13 protein-coding genes are annotated in these 18,451 nt (G+C 35.4%); 7 read left to right on the top strand and 6 right to left on the bottom strand.

Annotation, left to right across the window (positions count from 1 at the left end; translation table 11 throughout):
- Nucleotides 1-203: 203 nt before the first annotated feature.
- From IPK88_01895 to IPK88_01880, 4 genes are all read right to left on the bottom strand, one after another.
- A complete protein-coding gene (locus IPK88_01895) occupies nucleotides 204-605 on the bottom strand; it encodes a hypothetical protein (GenBank protein ID MBK8242152.1) in 402 nt (133 codons plus the stop codon).
- Complete coding sequence (locus IPK88_01890) at nucleotides 595-2,598, bottom strand: cytochrome C peroxidase (protein MBK8242151.1); 2,004 nt, start codon at nucleotides 2,596-2,598, stop codon at nucleotides 595-597. The genes IPK88_01895 and IPK88_01890 overlap by 11 nt, the downstream gene beginning before the upstream one ends.
- Before the next feature lie 2 nt (nucleotides 2,599-2,600).
- The gene (locus IPK88_01885; protein MBK8242150.1) at nucleotides 2,601-3,548 is read right to left on the bottom strand and encodes a nitronate monooxygenase; all 948 of its coding nucleotides are present in this window, start codon (nucleotides 3,546-3,548) and stop codon (nucleotides 2,601-2,603) included.
- A 214-nt stretch (nucleotides 3,549-3,762) separates the two neighbouring features.
- Nucleotides 3,763-4,758 carry a ketoacyl-ACP synthase III gene (locus tag IPK88_01880; protein ID MBK8242149.1) on the bottom strand — a complete coding sequence of 332 codons (996 nt, stop codon included), beginning with the start codon at nucleotides 4,756-4,758 and terminating at the stop codon, nucleotides 3,763-3,765.
- 217 nt (nucleotides 4,759-4,975) lie between these two features.
- On the opposite strand from IPK88_01880, the gene IPK88_01875 reads away from it, so the two are divergent.
- The 3 genes from IPK88_01875 (at nucleotide 4,976) to IPK88_01865 (ending at nucleotide 11,006) form a co-directional block, all read left to right on the top strand.
- Entirely contained in the window at nucleotides 4,976-5,869 is an 894-nt protein-coding gene (locus IPK88_01875) for a thioredoxin family protein (GenBank protein ID MBK8242148.1), read from the top strand.
- Nucleotides 5,869-7,113, top strand: a complete 1,245-nt coding sequence (locus IPK88_01870) for an imidazolonepropionase (GenBank protein MBK8242147.1) — start codon at nucleotides 5,869-5,871, stop codon at nucleotides 7,111-7,113. The genes IPK88_01875 and IPK88_01870 overlap by 1 nt, the downstream gene beginning before the upstream one ends.
- Before the next feature lie 125 nt (nucleotides 7,114-7,238).
- Nucleotides 7,239-11,006 (top strand): gliding motility-associated C-terminal domain-containing protein, encoded by a 3,768-nt coding sequence (locus IPK88_01865; protein ID MBK8242146.1) that lies wholly within the window; start codon nucleotides 7,239-7,241, stop codon nucleotides 11,004-11,006.
- A 1-nt stretch (nucleotide 11,007) separates the two neighbouring features.
- Here IPK88_01865 and IPK88_01860 read toward each other — a convergent pair whose 3' ends face one another.
- Complete coding sequence (locus IPK88_01860) at nucleotides 11,008-12,198, bottom strand: gliding motility-associated C-terminal domain-containing protein (GenBank protein MBK8242145.1); 1,191 nt, start codon at nucleotides 12,196-12,198, stop codon at nucleotides 11,008-11,010.
- Nucleotides 12,199-12,314: 116 nt separating this feature from the next.
- On the opposite strand from IPK88_01860, the gene tatC reads away from it, so the two are divergent.
- Nucleotides 12,315-13,136: a twin-arginine translocase subunit TatC gene (tatC, locus tag IPK88_01855; protein MBK8242144.1), complete on the top strand. Its 822-nt coding sequence runs from the start codon at nucleotides 12,315-12,317 to the stop codon at nucleotides 13,134-13,136.
- Between the two features lie 15 nt (nucleotides 13,137-13,151).
- Nucleotides 13,152-13,586 (top strand): hypothetical protein, encoded by a 435-nt coding sequence (locus IPK88_01850; protein ID MBK8242143.1) that lies wholly within the window; start codon nucleotides 13,152-13,154, stop codon nucleotides 13,584-13,586.
- On the opposite strand, the gene IPK88_01845 is transcribed toward IPK88_01850, so the two are convergent.
- Nucleotides 13,587-15,149: a PglZ domain-containing protein gene (locus IPK88_01845; GenBank protein ID MBK8242142.1), complete on the bottom strand. Its 1,563-nt coding sequence runs from the start codon at nucleotides 15,147-15,149 to the stop codon at nucleotides 13,587-13,589.
- A gap of 133 nt (nucleotides 15,150-15,282) precedes the next feature.
- Here IPK88_01845 and IPK88_01840 point away from each other — a divergent pair, with 133 nt between their 5' ends.
- Both IPK88_01840 and IPK88_01835 read left to right on the top strand, forming a co-directional pair.
- Entirely contained in the window at nucleotides 15,283-16,470 is a 1,188-nt protein-coding gene (locus tag IPK88_01840) for an HD domain-containing protein (GenBank protein ID MBK8242141.1), read from the top strand.
- A 17-nt stretch (nucleotides 16,471-16,487) separates the two neighbouring features.
- Entirely contained in the window at nucleotides 16,488-18,143 is a 1,656-nt protein-coding gene (locus IPK88_01835; GenBank protein MBK8242140.1) for a peptidoglycan-binding protein, read from the top strand.
- Nucleotides 18,144-18,451 lie beyond the last annotated feature (308 nt).

Raw genomic sequence — 18,451 nt, 5'->3', positions numbered from 1 at the left:
GTTTGGGTGGTAATCTAGGTAATCGGTTTGGATGGTAATCGGTTTGAATGGTAATCGAGTATTAAGGTAATCGGTTTGAAAGGTAATCGGGTTTTAAGTGTAATCAGTTTGGAAGGTAAGCTTGGGAAGTCCTCATTAGCAATTATAAGATGTTTTAGGTAAAACGTCGTTAAAGAAAGATGTGATATTAAACAGAAAGATATCTAATTTATATGTTTAAAAGTTGTTGCGGGATTTAATTTGTTTTTTTTCTTATTGATAAAGAAAAATAAGATTTTATTCATTTCTGTGGGTGTAATTTGTTGGGGACCTAAAGATGTTACGTGGGGTTCGTTTTTAATTCTTATTTTATAGATTTCAAACTGTTCCACTGTGAAATCTGGTTCAACAACTTTGTTATTTATTATTTTATTATGGCAACTTGCACAATTCAAATCATACAAAGTTCTTCCTTGATTAAATTGAAGTACAAAATCTTTTTTTTGGGATGTAGATAAACCTTTAGGGAGGATATAATTTTTATTCGATACACAAGCTATAAAAATACTTAACAGCACCAGACATGTCAAATATGTATTTAATGGTATATATAATTTAATATTCACCGCCGATTTTACGATTGTTAAGTAATTTATTTTTTGATTTTGGTAAATTCATTGGCGGAAATTGATTTGGAACCATTTCATCCAATGATTGGATAAAAGTAATTAATTGTTTTTTTTCTAAAACAGTTAATTTTAAAGAATCAGACGACAGTGTTTGATTTTCTATGATTAAACCTTTTCCATTTCCACCACCTGCATTGTAAAATTCGATGACTTCATCCATCGTGTTAAAAACACCATTATGCATGTAGGGTTTAGTGAAACTTGAATTGCGGATACTTCCAGTGCGGAATGCATGTTTTGTTTCATAGGCAGGATTGATCACAAATCGACCTTCATCAGAACTGATCATGTGGAATGTCGTATCTGAAGGAACGCCCAATACTTCGAATTCACTATTGGTATAAGGCGGTTTTACACCATTGAAGAGGGGTACAAAATGACAGGTACCACATTTAGCTTTTCCCATAAATAGATTAAATCCTGCCTGGACTTCATCATTTACGGGTTGGGTGCCGTTCATCATTTGGTCAAATGGTGCTTCGTATTGACTAAGTGTATTCACATACATACTGATCACAGATACGATATGTTCCGGAGTTATTTTTTGTTCTGTAGGGGTATATTTTAGAAATGTATTGAAGGCCTTTTTATAATCAGGGCATGACATTACTTTGGCAACAATTTCATTACGTTTCATTCCGAGTTCCTTGGGGTTGGTTATAACATCTTGTAACTGGTCTTGTAGTGTAATGTGCTTACCATCTAATAAAATCAAATGGTTGAATTCAGAGTTAATTAAGGTTGGTGTATTTCTAGTTAATCTGGTGATACCATCATATTCGAGTGAAGTGGTAACACTGGTATCCGTAAAATATTGTGTTGGCTTATGGCACGAAGCACATGATCGTTTATTATTTCCTGATAATATGGGATCATAAAAAAGTAATTTTCCAAGCTTTATCATTTCATGAATTGCTGAAGTATCCTTTACTCTTATAAAAATGCCTTGGGTGTTTTGAGCATGATATAACGATTTATCAAAAATGGATGAATTCTTTGAATTCATTGAATAATCGATGTAGCTTAATGATACCAAATGATTTTTAGAAATCATGTTTTGATTCATCTTGTACAATGGATTTACATATTTTTGTATCCACGTAAAATGATCAAAAGAAGAAACTGTATCTTTAGGTTGAGCCACTCCAATTAATGGATTTACATTTTTGTAGTTTTGATGAACTTTTTGTTGAACGAATAAAGACATTTCATGGAACAAATCTAAGTATTCTTGAGGCAGATTCAAGTCAGGATATTGCAATGAATACCTTTTATAAATTGCGTCTACTGATAATAAAATAAAGTTTAATTCGGGTAGGATCCATTCATCTTCAGGACACTCAAATCCAGTTGTATAAATTGCAGCCAGATTAAGTAAAAATAAGCGATTGCAAAAGAAAAAACTGGCCGGGGTTTCCAATTGTTGGATAATAGAATCAGAAGAGAAAACTTCGATCGTTTTTATTGCAGGTTCTATCAAATGCAATAAACTATCCTTGGTGATATTTTTTTCATCTAAATACATGAGCGCTAAAGACAACCCGAATCCTTCTCTTTTATATGGCTTTTCATGTTTTTCGAAAACTTCATTTTCCCATTCGACTAATAATGGACCATTTATCTTTTTATAGGCTATGGGTTCGTAATATCGCCACCAAAAGTCCAAACCTTTAAGAAAATATCTGCATTTATAAATTCGTCTTTTTATATCTAAAATGACCGATTGATTTGATAAATTACCTTCCTTAATTTCATTTTTCAAATCGGCCATTCTGACATTAAAATCGGCTAGACTTAATATATAATACATTGTATAGGGTTTCTCTTCCTCTGTCGACTTGAAGGAGTAAGAAAAAAAAATAAAACAAATAATTAACCCAAGAACTGTAAAATGAATTCTAAATTTTAATTTTTTAAAAATGGATAACATAACTAAAGTTCTGCAGTTAGTTTTTCTACGATCGTTTTCACAGGGCTTATTTCATGCACAAAATCAATGGTAGGTCCCGCGCACCAAACATTTTGATAGGTAGCTGCGAAAGCGGATTTTTTTAATTGATCCATACCATGTTTATAGATCAACATCTTTACCCATTTTTTAAGGGTTTTATTTTTGCTCAATACTTTTTCTAACCATGATTGTTGAGTTCCAATTTGTTGAACGTAAGGTGTATTGATTACGGTACATGGACTTCCACTTAACTTAGTGGTCAATACAATATCTTTTGAAGAAAAAGTTACACAGGCATTTTTATAATCTTGGGTAACGGGTGATTCTTCAGAGGCAATAAATGGAGTTCCTATAGATACACCGCAAGCACCCAGAGCGATCATTTCTTTGATCCCATTTGAATCTCCGACACCTCCAGCACTGATTATTGGAATGTGTTTAAATTCACGCCTTAAGGCTGGAATAAAATCTTTAGGATCCAGGATACCACAATGTCCACCCGCGAATTTATTAACTGCTATGAGTGCATCTGGATTTAGTGCCGCAGCTTTGCGAGCATAAGCCATATCAGAGACATCACAAAAGACTTTAATACCTAGAGGTCTGCATGCTTTAATCACTTGTTCTGGACTTCCTAACGAAGTAATAATAAAGGGTACTTTGAATTCTAAACAAGCATTCAGTTGTTCTTTAAGTTTATAATTTGATTTATTTACAATAAGATTTATACCGTAACATTGATTTAAATCTTTTAACTCTTGCAATGCATTTTTGAATTCATCAATCGTTCTATAATTGAGTGCTGGAATCGCTCCAGTAATACCACTGTGGATTGCAGCTTTAACCATAGCTGTGTTGGACACTAAAAACATGGGAGCCATAATCACTGGATATTTAATCCCTAACATTTCTGTTAATTCAGTATGCATAGTTGTTACATTTTAAAAAGATTGGATTAATTAAAAATCAAATCTATTTTGATTAAGAAAATTGGGAATTTTATGATAATCCGACTTACAAAGTTGATGCAATATTGTTAATAACATAACATTAATGCATTTCTTTTATAAACATATTAATCGTCACAATTGTAGCAACCCCAGTTGGTAATGATCTATCGATGTAAGATGATTGATTTATTTCTTATTGGCCATATGCCCATTTCAGATAGGTAGTACCCCAGGTAAAACCTCCACCAAATGCGGTCAACAATATCTTATCATCTTTTTTTAATTTTGGTTCCCATTCCCAAAGGCATAAGGGCAAAGTACCGGCTGTTGTGTTGCCATATTTATGAATATTGACCATTACTTTAGCCGGATCGAATTTAAGGGCATCTGCCACCCCATTGATGATTCTGATATTGGCCTGATGGGGAACCAACCAGTCAATTGCATCAATCGTTAGTTGATTTCGTTCTAGAACTTTAGTGACGGTGTCCACCATACCATTAATCGCAGCTTTAAATACGGCTTTGCCTTCCTGGTACACATAATGTTCTCTACGTTGGACTGTTTCAATACTTGGAGGACGTAAAGCACCCCCAGCCTTCATGTGCAGATATTCACGACCAGAACCATCGCCTCTAAAAAGACTGTCGATGATGCCCGTGCCGTCTTCGGAAGGTTCCAGTAATACTGCTCCACCTCCATCACCAAAAATAATACAGGTAGAGCGATCGGTGTAATCAATGATGGAAGACATTAAGTCCATCCCAACCACAATTACCTTCTTGTGACTTCCTGATTCTATATATTTCGCACCCGTAGTTAAACCGTATAAAAACCCCGAACAAGCAGCGTGAACATCAAATCCAAACGCATTTTTAATCCCTACTTTGTGACAAATGGTATTGGCGGTATCCGGGAATACCATATCTCCGGTGATCGTGCAACAAATCAGTAATTCGATTTCATCCGGACTGGTTCCTGTCTTGTGGAGTAATTTTTCCACCATGATTTTGCCCATATCAGAAGTACTTTTTCCTGGATCTTTCATGATATGTCTTTCTTTGACACCAGTACGCGAAGTAATCCATTCGTCTGTGGTGTCAACCATCTTTTCCAACTCCAAATTGGTCAGTATATATTCGGGAACATATCCTTGTATGCCTGTAATAGCAGCAAGTTTTCTTTGCATGATTGTAAATTGTTTGCAAAGTTAAGCACGATTTTTTAATCCTGTTTTTTTAAAATTAAATATTAAAAAAATTTATAAATTATATTAAATTCATAATGAGATAATTACATATTTATTATTAATTAATTTAATCCTTGTGTTGAAATCTGGCACAGGCTTTGTTTTATATCTAAATATAATGATTAATAATTTTTTACACATTATTAAAAATAATAATATGAAAAATAAATCAAAGCTTCCCGGAATTCTTTTTTTTGTAGGGTCTTTATTATTCCTTCACACCTTGTCAGCAAATGCATTTATTGACGGAAACTTCGCACAAGCTAAGGAAAAAGCTAAATTAGAACATAAGATGTTGCTCGTGAAATTCACTGCTAAATGGTGTTTGCCATGCAAATGGATGGATAAAACCGTGTTCCAAGACAGTCAGGTTATCGAATTTCTTGATGATAAAATTGTTGGTATTTCAGTTGATGTAGATGATTCGGAAGGTGTTGCCCTCCAATCTGAATACCAGGTTAAATTATTACCCACCATGCTTTTATTTCATCCTGAAGGCAACTTATTGGATCGAAAAGTAAGTTCCCAGAATAGTACCGATGTGACTAAATGGATAGCCGATCAAATGTCATTAAATCATATCACCCCCATTCAAAAAGTTCAACCAGAAAATAATGTGGTTGTGCCTACCATCAGCGAAGAAGAAGCTTTTTTTAAACAAAAAGAAGAATCTTTAACATGGTCAACACAAACTGAAACGAAAATAAATACTACGAATCAAGTTCATCAAACGATTGAACAAAACAATACAACAACTAAAGAATTAACTTCAAGTTCAGAGTCGGAAATAAAAGAAAGCGTCAACTATATTTTGGGAGAATATTATGTTCAGGTTGGGGCTTATTCACAATTTGAAAATGCAAAAGCGGAAGCTGAAAAATTAGATGAAACATTTAATCAAGGTGCATCTATTTCCGATGAGATATTGTCTCAAGGAAAAACAATTTATAAAATTTCTTTAGGTTCATTTCAAACTTTGGAAGAAGCACAACTCTTTCAAGATCTGTTAAAGCAACACAAAATAAATGGCCTCATTAAAAAAATGGATTAATGGGAAAAGAATCAATGTTGATTATCAATATCAAAGAGCTTTGGCTTCATAGCACTTCGCCTGTTCCTCTACTAAAGGGACAGGCCATGTCTATGCTATCACCATTGAAGGATGCTTATATTTGGATCGAAGGCGAGCAGATTAAAGAATTCGGATTAATGGCTCAATGTCCTTCCCTCAATGTGCCAAAATATGATGCAAATCAAGGAACCGTTATACCAAGTTTTGTAGATTGTCATACCCATTTAGTTTTTGCGCAGTGGCGTGAGCAAGAATTTGTAGATCGCATAAAAGGCCTAAGCTATCAGGAAATATCTTCACGTGGTGGAGGCATTCTTAACTCAGCGGATAAAATCAAATCGATGACTGAAGACGCGCTCTTCGAAAAATCTCTATCGTTAGTCCATAATGCCATAAAAAATGGAACCGGTGCGATGGAAATCAAAAGCGGTTATGGTCTGAATCCTACCGAAGAAATCAAAATCTTAAGAGTTATTAAAAGACTTAAGAAAGCTGTTCCAATTCCCATAAAAGCAACTTTTTTAGGTGCTCACTCTTATCCATTAAAGTATAGAGAAAATCATCAGGGATACATCGATGAACTCATTCATCAGATGTTGCCTCAGATAGCTGAAGAAGGACTTGCAGACTATTGTGATGTGTTTTGTGAACAAGGTTTTTTTAGTCCTGACGAAACGGACCAAATACTAACTGCAGCCAGTAAATTCAATATTCGATCCAGGATTCACACCAACCAATTCACCCATTCAGGTGGTATTGACATCGGAATTCGGCACCAATCCCTTTCTGTTGATCACCTGGAAGTGTTAAATGATGAAGAAATTGAATTGTTAAAAGATTCATCGACCATACCTGTCGTTCTCCCTACTGCAGCGTTTTTTATGAGCCTGCATTACCCACCTGCCCGAAAAATGATTGAACAAGGATTGGGCATAGCTATAGCCAGTGATTTTAACCCCGGAACCAGCCCGAGTTATAATCTGACCATGGCGTGGAGCCTAGCCTGTATCAAAATGCGCTTATTACCTGAAGAAGCATTGGTGGGAATGACCATAAACGCTGCCCACGCCCTGGAAATGGCCCATGAAGTCGGAAGCATAACTCCCGGTAAAAAAGCGAATTTGATTATTACTGACCATATCCCCAGTCTTGGCTACATACCCTATTCATTAACAGCGCCTTGGATACGACAAGTGTGTATTAATGGACAATTCCTTTCATAATGCCCTATTTTATTCCAATAGACATAATAATCCATTGGTATCAAGCGTTTGTTAATGAGCGGATCCCCACATTCACATTAAGTTTTTTAATTATATCTTTGCCACATATTGAATAGAATCAAATTATGTATTTATATCGCTATATCACTTCCCGAACTCCGAAGCTTTTATTTATCGTTTCGTTATTTTTATTTTGCCATACCGCTATATTATCCGCGCAAGATACCTGTGTGGTCATAGATTTAGAACCTTTTAGTGGAGGAAAAGGGGATACTGTTTGTGTTAAAGTTCGTGTGAGTAACTTTAAAAATATCGTATCAATGCAATTTCCAATTAACTATAATCCAAATTTTGTTAAACCTATTTTTGCCCGGAATTTTTACAATCAACCTAATTTTGGATTTGATGCTTCAAATGTACAAATAAACAAAACGACTTCAGATGTAAGAGTTGTTTGGAATGATGTTAACATAGCTGGTGTAACCATTCCGGACACCGTTATATTTGAATTGTGTTTTGTTCTAATTGGTTCTCCAGGATCTTGTTCTTCAATATATTTTTCTGACAACCCAATTGGAACTGAAATTATAGATGTTGATGATAAAACAGTATGTGTGAATGATGCTAATCCCAACGATCAAATTTGCATTGAATTGCCAAGTCATTTATGTGTCATTAGCACAGCTTGTGGAACATTAAATAATACTGGTTCATTAACAATTAAAACTTGGGGCGGCTTACCACCTTATACTATTACTTCTATTAACCCTGTAACTAATTCTGTACTGCAAAAATCCGGAGACTGTTTAATTATTAATAATCTCTCAGCTGGGATGTATGATTTTACAATTAAAGATGCAAATGGAGATTCCTCTAATATTACAATAACTATAACAAATAGTAACCCAATAAATATTACGACTGATTTAAATTATACAAAGGATCCCAGTTGTTATAACAAAAGAAATGGACGTATTGGGATGAATTATACTGGTGGTGTAGAGCCTACATTAATAGCTTGGTCCCCATTGAACATATATGGAGTTAGTCGCCTTTCATTTCTAGGAGCTGGAACTTATACAGTAACTATTACGGACAGTTTAGGATGCATAGCTACAAAGGACTTTGTACTCCGTGCAGACACATTATTCTCTAAAGTTACGATAGATAAATATCCTTCATGTGCTGGAATATGTGATGGACAGGTTACAGCAATGGCAAGTGGTGGGAATCCATTTTTGGGCGGGAATTATAATTTCTACTGGAGTTTTAATACCAATGATAATTGCATGAGAGCTAAAACATGCACTAACGATAGTATTTGTGGAGATCAGTTTGTTTTAATTGAAGATCGGGGTGGTTGTGCAGATACCCTTTTCTTTTCGCTGCCTTTTGGTATCGGGAATCTTCAGGATTCTGTCGTTGTTGATAGTGTCCGATGTTTTGGTGAGGCGAACGGTGTAGCACATGTTTTTGTAAGTTCTAAAGCGACCTTGAATACACCAATCAAAGTCACTATGCAAACGCTATTGGGAAATTCAATCCCAGGAGGGGTCCTGAATGGTACAGAATACACCAGTTCCATGGTGCGGGCAGGTAAATATGTTATTACTATAATGGATGCGGCAGGATGTTCGATTTTAGATACCATTGAAATTTTTGAACCAGATTCTTTAGAAATCATAGAAAACGCATTAGATACGACTGCTTCATGTAACCCGGGTAATGACGCATTTATTGATCTAAGAGCATTTGGTGGAACGCAGCCTTATACTTACCAGTGGAATTTTATGGCTAAGACTACACCAAGAATTGTGGGCTTATCAGCCGGAACATACACCGTTACCGTAACGGATGCTCATGGATGTACTCAATCCAAAAGTTATACTGTTTCAGCACCAACTGGTCCCAAAATAATCGGATTTAACAATACGAATGTATTCTGTCCCGGTGATTCCAGTGGCTGTGTCGAAGTATTATACAATCTGGGAACTGGCACTGTGAATACCTTCATGTGGAATGTCCCGGGCAATAACCCTCGAATTTGTAATTTGCCCTCAGGTAAATATACCATACGAATTGAAGATAGTAATGGTTGTTTTGATACAGCATCTACTACTATTAACTTTTCCGGAAATGGAATACGCATAGATTCAGCAACCATTAGAAATCCTTCCTGTCCAGGAAAATCTGATGGATTCATTATCGTTACTGCGCAAGGTGGTAATGGATTGTTGACTTATAAATGGAGTAACAATATTACATCTCAAGTCAATGTAAATATTAAAGCTGGAACGTATACAGTCACGATTGATGATATCGGAGGTTGCCCTCCTGTAATTGATTCCTTCACATTGATAGATAGACCTAAACCAACTATGCAAGTGTCCGGTCTGCAACCGACAAGTTGTTCCGCAATAACGAGTTGTGATGGTCAAGCTCAAATCGAAGTGTTTACTTCAGATACTATAGTTACCATCACATGGTCTTCCGGCGAACAAAAACAGTATTTTAATCGTCAGAATAGCTATAAAGATACTGCGCGCCTTCTTTGCTCAGGAAGACAGTATGCTATAGTGTCTGTTAATAACCTGTGTTCTGATACTGTGTATTTTGATATCCTCCCGGCGGTTCCAATAAGTATAGACTCTTCAAGATTGACTATAATTCCACCTAAATGTTATAAGTTCACTGATGGCTCAGTTTCAGTAGCAGCCAAAGGTGGTACGGGTCCATATACTTACATGTGGGAGAATAATCCACCTTCCCCGATTTTAAGTGGCATAGGCGATGGATATTACAAAGTAACCATTAGAGACGCTAAAGGGTGTATATTTTTAGATTCTGTAAGGGTAAGACAGCCAGATTCAATTAAAATTCAAGTTATCCTGGGTTCAACGTTGGATGTCTCGTGTTTTGGAAAACAAGATGGTCGGATAGCAACTACATGGACAGGAGGTAACAAGGGCAAAGGCCAATTCGTATGGAACCCTAATGTGGGTCAGGATTCTGTACTCACTGGATTAGCTGCCGGTACATACACCTTAGTTGTATTTGATACCAATCTTTGTTCAGGAACAGTGCAACATACGATCAACGAACCACCAAAAATATCGGCTACCATAACCCCTATCGATACACCAGCTTGTACGAATGATCAGTTTGTCTTTTCGGTCCTAAATGCAACTGGCGGTGCTGGTCCACAGTATCGATATACGATTCAAGATGGCCCACCAAATCAAATAGGAGATGAAGTGCCTTTGTTCTCGGGAATATATTCTATAAAGATTTATGATAAAAACAATTGTGTGCTGGATACTTCTATAGTTGTTCCCGATCCGATCAATAACCTTTCCGTTGATTTTGGAAAAGAAACAGAAACCATACAGTTAGGTGATAGTGTATTATTAAGGGGTATTGTAAATTCAACCACTTTGTTGGATTCTATCATTTGGACGCCCATACAATTCGTGAGTACAAGCACACAAACTACCAGTTTTGTCAATCCTCCGAGAAATCAGATGTATGTGCTTACTGTTGTCGATGAAAATGGTTGTACTGCTTCCGACAAAATCTCCATTATTGTAGAAAACAATCGAAGGTTTTATGTTCCTAATATTATTTCGCCTAATAATGATGGAACCAATGATCATTTTAAAATTTCTGTTGGACCTGATGTTGAAGAAATAAGTCTGCTACAAATCTATGACCGATGGGGAGGTTTGGTATATTCCAACAGTTATCTGGATATTAGTGCCGGAGAGGTAAATACTTGGAATGGAAGATTCAAAGATCAACCTTGTAATCCCGGAGTATATGCTTATATAGCGTCTGTTAAATTCAGAGATGGCTTTGTGCTGCAATACAGAGGAGATATTACTTTAATCAGGTAGCTTATTTCATCAGGAAAAAACTACCTCTGGTCTTGAATTGATTACCTTTACATTGATAGGCTATTCTATAATAATAAGTTCCGGGAACTAAGGTTTTGCCTTTACTATAACCATCCCATCCTATAGTTGGATCATTTGTTGAAAACAATAATCCACCATTGCGATCCAGAATATCAAAATATTCCAAGCGGTCTACTAAGTAATTATTACTGATGTGGTAGGTATCATTTAGTCCATCACCGTTAGGTGTAAAGGCTGATGGAAGTCTCAGCTCTTCGCATTGCACTTTGTCTTTATCGATTACTCTGACGAATACCGTATCTGTTATTCTGCATAGCGGAAGTTGGAAGGATAGTGAGTATCTAATATCTTGGGTTGGATTTGCTATAGGATTTAATGAAGTCGTTGTAGAAAGACCTATATTAGGTGACCACTGAAAGGATCCCGGACAATTACTTGCTGCTCTTAATTGAAATTGATCTCCAAGAAAAATGAGCGTATCTTGGGTAATTATTTTTTGTTGGGGAACATACTCTTGTTTAATCTTAGAACCATCAAATGCAAAATCAGCTAAAATGCATTGATCAATCCGACCTCTCAAACCATTTAATAGATTCGGTTGACATGGTGAATTATTAATTCTCAATGGTTCGCCATGATTCAATCGCAACAATTCATTGATAACTTTCCTGTCCTTTTCAACGCCATTGACAAAAGCCCTAAAGTCACCACTTTGCTTTGTTAAACAAATGGTTTGCCAGCAACTGTGAGGATCCGCTTTGGCAGCTAAAAAAACAGTTTCATTAAAACCTTCGCGCAGACTAAAAAGGAAGAATGAATCGGTAGCTCTGTATGAAATACTCAATGTAGTGTCAGCATTACACTTGAAGGTTTTCGAAATGATGTCCATTTCACCAGTTGGATTATCCAATAATAATGAAATACACATGGTGAAATCATTTTTAAAAAACGAATCCAGTTCAATTGGGAATTCTATATCCTGACCTGAAATATTTAATGCATCTCCCTCAATACCACAATCACAGACGGCTGATACACTGTTTTTCAAAGGACCAGCAGCATTATTATTTTCAGACAAATTGCAATTATTGAAGTTGTACCGTACAATATTCTGTCCCAGGACGATTTCGCCAATATAAAACAATAAAAACCAAATGATTAATTTTTTCATAAGTTAAACTAAGTGCTCAAAGTTAAGTCAAATAAAATTTACCAACTAAACTAGTTATTCATAAACCTTAGAATCCTATCTTTGAACCACATTGATCAGATCATGTTACTCATAAGATGTTAGCAAATATATTTAAAAAGAAGAATACAGCAGGAATTGTAGAGACTGAAATGAGCTTCATGGAGCACATTGACAGTTTGAGAAAGCATCTTTTTAGGGCCGCTTTATACATCATTGTAGTTATGTTCATTGTATTTCTTCAGAAGTCCTATGTATTTGATACCATCATTTTGGGACCCACCAAACCAGATTTCTTCACTTATCGTTTTTTATGCAGTCTAGCTGATTTTATGTGTTTCGAACCAGCCAAATTTGAGATTTATACTCGAGAATTAGGTGAACAATTGACAGTGCATTTGGAAGTTAGTTTTTATTTAGGGCTCATTGTTGCCTTTCCTTTGGTTTTTAGAGAATTTTGGTTGTTTATTAAGCCCGGATTATATACTAAAGAGCAAATGGTTACTAAAGGTATTGTTTTTGTTTGTACAGCTCTATTTCTATCTGGTGTTTTATTTGGTTATTTTTTTATTGCACCATTTTCTATTAGTTTTTTAGCGTCATATGATGTAAGTGCACAAGTTAAGGAAAGTGTTCAGCTGAGTTCAATGGTTGACATCATGTTAATGTTTACCATGTTGACAGGATTGGTTTTTGAATTACCTGTGGTGGTTTATTTTCTTGCCAAGTTGGGGATCATGGGACCTGTTTTTATGAGGACTTATCGACGCCATGCTATAGTCATTATCACCATTATAGCAGCCATTATTACACCTCCTGATGTTGTCTCCATGACGATCGTTACTATTCCTTTGTGTTTACTTTATGAACTGAGTATATATGTTGCAGCACGAGTTTATCCAAAAGATGAGATCGTGTAAATAAATAAACCCATTATGATTCGGATTTCTTCATCGGCAACTTTAATTTTTGCATTGTTTATACCCTTATTTTGGTTGGTATTTTTTGGTAGTCTGACCCTTGCTATTTTGTTAGCTGCTAATGAAGATCTTTCTTTTTCATCACCATTTTTAATAAAGCTATTTTTTATTTGTGGTTTTGTATTATTTGGGACACTTATTTATTTCACTTTATTTCGATTAAAAAGAGTAGAAATGGATCAGGAATTTATTTATGTAACCAATTACATAAAGACCATTAAAATACCATTTCATCAAATAGAAAAGATGCGGATAAAGCCATTGATCAAACTATCTTTAGGAAAGATCAAATTAAGACATAAGGGTTATTTTGGGAGCACCATTTATTTTTTATGTGATGAAGCACGATATGTTTTGTTAGAAGAAAAGGTCAGAGAAATATCGAATTGATTATCCCACTTTACTTTTTAATTTGATGATTGGACAAATCATTTCTTCCATAGAGATTCCACCATGTTGAAAGGTGTTTTTATAATAATTCAGGAAATGATTGTAGTTATTGGGATATAAAAAATAGTTCGTCTCTTTTGCAAAAATAAATGTGGATGAAATATTCGGTCTTGGTAATCCTACGGATGCAGGGTCCTTAATTTCCAAAACATCTTTTTTATCATAATTTAAATTTTTGCCCACCTTATATCTAAGGTTTGCGGTAGTTTCTTTATCGCCAATGACTTTGGATGGATCTTGGACTCGCATAGTGCCATGATCTGTAGTAATGATCAACTGGATAGGAAATTCTGCTAATTTTTGAAGGGTAACCCAAAGTGGCGAATGTAGGAACCAACTGCGAGTTAATGATCTATAGGCTACTTCGTCAGAAGCTAATTCTTTAAGCACTTCCATTTCTGTTCTGGCGTGTGACAACATATCAATAAAATTATAAACAATCGCAGTGAAATTATTTTTCAATAAATTTAAAGCATTATCTACCAATTGTTTTCCTTTAGCTGCATTGGTGATTTTAATATACTCATGTTTGATATCACGACGTATAACACGCTTAATTAGATTGGCCAGTAGATCTGGTTCTTTAAGGTTCTTGCCACCTTCTTCATTATCATTGATCCACCAATCCGGATAGAATTTTTCTATTTCTGAAGGTAACATGCCACTGAAGATAGCATTTCTACTGTATTGTGTTGTAGTAGGAAGTATGCTGAAAAAATAATCTTCAGATTGGATCCAATATTTTTCTGAAATAATGGGCTCTATCACTTTCCATTGATCAAAACGTAAATTATCCAGTAATAAAAAAACTGTAGGAACATCATCCTTCACATCTTTCAAGACCTTCTCATACATAACCTGATGCGACATGATAGGAGCATTAGCATTGGGTTTGAACCATGATGCATAATGATTTAAAATAAATTTTGAAAATTCGACATTCGCTTCCTTTTTTTGTTGGAATAGAATATCTTGAATTTGTGGATCTTTTCCCTGATCTAATTTCAATTCCCAACCGATGAGTTGCTTATAAATTTCGACCCATTTATGGTAATCATTTCTGTCGGTAATGTCCATGAATAATTGCCTGAATGCGATTTGATAATCCATAGTATTTTTTTCAGACACCAGGCGTTTGTTGTCAATCAATTTCTTAATCGTCAGTAACAATTGATTCGGATTCACGGGTTTAATCAAATAATCAGCAATTTGACTTCCAATGGCTTCTTCCATAATATTTTCAGCCTCATTTTTGGTCACCATGACTACGGGAAACAACAGTCCCTTAGCTTTAATGCGCGATAAAGTTTCTAGGCCTGAAATTCCGGGCATTGATTCATCTAAAAATACCAGATCATAATTGGGATCCGCGTCCAGAGTTGCCAAAGCATCATGACCATTAGAAACGGTGGTAATGGTAAAACCTTTTTTTTCTAAAAAAAATAATTGCGGTTTTAGGTGATCCATTTCATCATCCGCCCATAAGATCCTTATTTTATCCATATTTTTATCTATTGCTTACGAACCCAAACGTGAATTAATCCGAATATAGTATATTTATGCGCATTATAGGATGAATATATTAGAACATTGATCCAGGATAAAATTATGCATTAAATTCTTAAATTTTTAGATATTGGCCATCCATAAAATATTTAATGATCCGGTGTATGGATTCATCCGAATTCCAACGGGCATTATCCTTGAAATCATTGAACATCCCTACTTTCAAAGATTACAGCGCATCCGACAATTGGGTTTAACCCATTTTGTTTATCCAGGTGCGGTCCATACCCGATTTCATCATGCATTGGGAGCCTTTCACCTAATGACTACAGCTCTGAATGTTTTAAGGGAAAAAGGTGTCGATATTTCGCCTGAAGAATATGAAGCCTCACAATTAGCCATCCTGTTGCATGATATCGGGCATGGCCCTTTTTCACATGTGCTCGAACATACATTAGTGCCCATTCATCATGAGGCTATTACATTGATGATTATGGAGCAATTGAATCTTAAATTTGAGGGTCAACTTACTTTAGCCATAACCATATTCAAAGGCCAATATCATAAACTATTTCTCCATCAATTAATTAGTAGCCAACTGGATGTGGATAGACTGGACTATTTGACCCGTGATAGCTTTTATACTGGTGTTGCTGAAGGAGTCATAGGTTATGATCGATTATTATTGATGATTGATGTCGTCGATCAGCAATTGGTTATTGAAGAAAAAGCTATTTATTCTATTGAAAAATTTCTTACCTCTAGAAAAATCATGTATTGGCAAGTATATATGCATAAGACTTGTATTGCAGCTGAATTTATGCTCCAACAGTTTTTAACGCTGATGGATAAGGACAATCATCATGAAGGGGTAAGTTCAGATTTAGAATATTTTTTAAGTTCGAATAAACACAATCAAATACTTGACCATAGGGAATTGTTATTGAAGCATTTTAATCAAATTGATGACATAGATATTTGGTTCTTTTTAAAAAAGCAAGCCACATTAAATCTTGGACTCATATCAGAATTAGCCAACGGACTTATTTTTAGAAAATTATATAAAATTCAACTTCACAATGAGATTTTTGAAACTTCAAGCAATCCAGAATCCTATGAAAAATTTGATTCTGAAATTAATGTAAATAGAGATTCGGGAACCATTAGATTTATAGCATATAATAAGGAAGAGGGCGAGATCATGATAAAAACGAAATCAGGAAATGTTAAAAAACTTTCTGAAGTTTATGATGTATCTCATTTGTCCAATTGGTCTAAGAAATATTATAAAATATTACCTTATAAAATTCATTTTTAATCAAAAAAATTAAGCGGATGATCCATCGCATTTTATGTATTTGTTTTTTAAGTTTAGTCATGAATGTTCAACTAGGGGCTCAAAAACCCGATATTCCTAATGCCGTCGAAGGCAAATGTTATGAAAAGTGTCTAATGAATGCGCAATTTGAATATTTTTATGAGCAAATATTAACCAAGCCAGCGAGTAAGCGAGCCGTCGTAATTTCTGCAAAGTTTGATACAGTTATTGAAAAAAGGATAAAAAAAGAAGCATCTAAAAAATTAATTCCTGTTCCTGCAGTTTATGAGACGGTAAGCGAACAAGTTAAAATAAAAGAGGCATCTACAAAATTGGTTATCAAACCTGCTGTTTTAGAAACGGTTACTGAACAAGTCAAAGTAAAAGACGCATCAACCATCATTGAAATCATTCCAGCCAAATTTGAAACAGCGGTGGAAAAAGTAATCGTTAAGGAGGCATACACCAAATCTGTTTATGTTCCTGCCAAATATGAAACTGTTGAAGAAAAGGTTTTAGTCAAGGCGGCTTATACAGAATTAACTCATGTGCCAGCTCAATACGAAACGGTTACAGAAAAAATTTTGGTCAAAGAAGCAGGATCGAAATGGGAAGTTTCTCCAGCAGAATATGAAAAAGGTACTGAGCAAGTTTTGATCAAAGATGCATCGACAAGATTAGAAACTGTTCCTTCAATTTATGGATCTAGTTTGGATACCATTGAACTTGTTCCTGCAACAGCCACCTGGGTACAAAAACAAGCTGATAAAAAATCTAAATTAAAAAATTCAAAAAACAATTTTATTTGGGATGTTGATACAATTCCAGCCCAGCATCTCGTCCTTTCGAAACTTACACGTAATGGTTGTCCTGATGGTTACCAGGATGATGGTGCCGGGTGTGTAAAAACTTTTGATATTGCGGCACAATATATCACCAAGCCAATTTTAAGAATCAAGCAGGAGGCAACAACAAAAGTTATCGAATCACCTGCTCAATACGAAACCAGAACATATCAAAAATTAGTTTCCCCCGCTACAACTAAAACAAGAGAAATTCCAGCCCAATATACGACCAGAACTTATCAAAAACTGGTATCTCCAGCTGCAACGATAAAAACAGAAGTGCCTGCAGAATATACGACTAGAACATATCAAAAACTGGTATCTCCGGCTACAACTAAAACGATTGAAGTTCCTACAGTCTATGAGACCAGGACCTACCAAAAAGTAAAGACAGCAGCTACAACTGAAAAAATAGAAATTCCTGCTGAGTATAAGACTAGAACCTTTCAAAAAATTAAAACGCCGGCAACCACAAAATCCGTGGATATTCCTGCTGAATATGAAATGCTTACAACATGTAAACTGGCGTCTCCTGCAAAAACTTCGCTTGTGGATGTTCCGGCGGTATACAAAACCATAAGAAAGAAAAGATTAATTAAAGAAGGTGGCATCAGTGAATCGAAAGAAGTCATTTGTAAAAATAAAATGACTCCTGAATTAATTGGATATATACAAAAAGCATTGCGGGATGCGGGTTATAACCCCGGACCTGTAGACCGGGTTATGGGATCATTAACCAAATCAGCTTTGATACAATATCAAATAGAAAACAACCTTCCAATTGGTCAATTGGATGTAGAAACGGTGAAGGCATTGACGGTGAATTAAGCAGGTATGTGATGTGATGACTTGGCAGGTTTTTATGCTCATGCTAACTAATTAGCGATTATTATTAGTAAGTTAATTGCGCCCCTCCAGGGCTTAAGATAAGTGTTTGTTAACTACGATGGGCTGAAACCCATCGTTGATATCTTGCGCCCTTTCAGGGCTTTTTAAGATGTTTATATGCAAAACGCCAAGCCATTTCAAGAAAATATGATCATTCACGGACCAAGTACGCAAATTGCATTCAGAGTAAAATTAATTTTATTAAGAAGTAATAGAAATTTGGATCGACCTTAAGGGATAAGCCGTAA

Source organism: Candidatus Defluviibacterium haderslevense (genome assembly GCA_016712225.1).
Lineage (GTDB): Bacteria > Bacteroidota > Bacteroidia > Chitinophagales > Saprospiraceae > Vicinibacter > Vicinibacter haderslevensis.
The sequence above is the reverse complement of the archived record's forward strand: the minus strand, read 5'-3'. Positions and strand labels throughout refer to the sequence as shown.

Coding starts and splice junctions, on each gene's coding strand:
- IPK88_01890 (MBK8242151.1), bottom strand. CDS start 2,598: ATGTTATCCATTTTTAAAAAATTAAAATTTAGAATTCATTTTACAGTT.
- IPK88_01885 (MBK8242150.1), bottom strand. CDS start 3,548: ATGCATACTGAATTAACAGAAATGTTAGGGATTAAATATCCAGTGATT.
- IPK88_01880 (MBK8242149.1), bottom strand. CDS start 4,758: ATGCAAAGAAAACTTGCTGCTATTACAGGCATACAAGGATATGTTCCC.
- IPK88_01875 (MBK8242148.1), top strand. CDS start 4,976: ATGAAAAATAAATCAAAGCTTCCCGGAATTCTTTTTTTTGTAGGGTCT.
- IPK88_01870 (MBK8242147.1), top strand. CDS start 5,869: ATGGGAAAAGAATCAATGTTGATTATCAATATCAAAGAGCTTTGGCTT.
- IPK88_01865 (MBK8242146.1), top strand. CDS start 7,239: ATGTATTTATATCGCTATATCACTTCCCGAACTCCGAAGCTTTTATTT.
- IPK88_01860 (MBK8242145.1), bottom strand. CDS start 12,198: ATGAAAAAATTAATCATTTGGTTTTTATTGTTTTATATTGGCGAAATC.
- tatC (MBK8242144.1), top strand. CDS start 12,315: ATGTTAGCAAATATATTTAAAAAGAAGAATACAGCAGGAATTGTAGAG.
- IPK88_01850 (MBK8242143.1), top strand. CDS start 13,152: ATGATTCGGATTTCTTCATCGGCAACTTTAATTTTTGCATTGTTTATA.
- IPK88_01845 (MBK8242142.1), bottom strand. CDS start 15,149: ATGGATAAAATAAGGATCTTATGGGCGGATGATGAAATGGATCACCTA.
- IPK88_01835 (MBK8242140.1), top strand. CDS start 16,488: ATGATCCATCGCATTTTATGTATTTGTTTTTTAAGTTTAGTCATGAAT.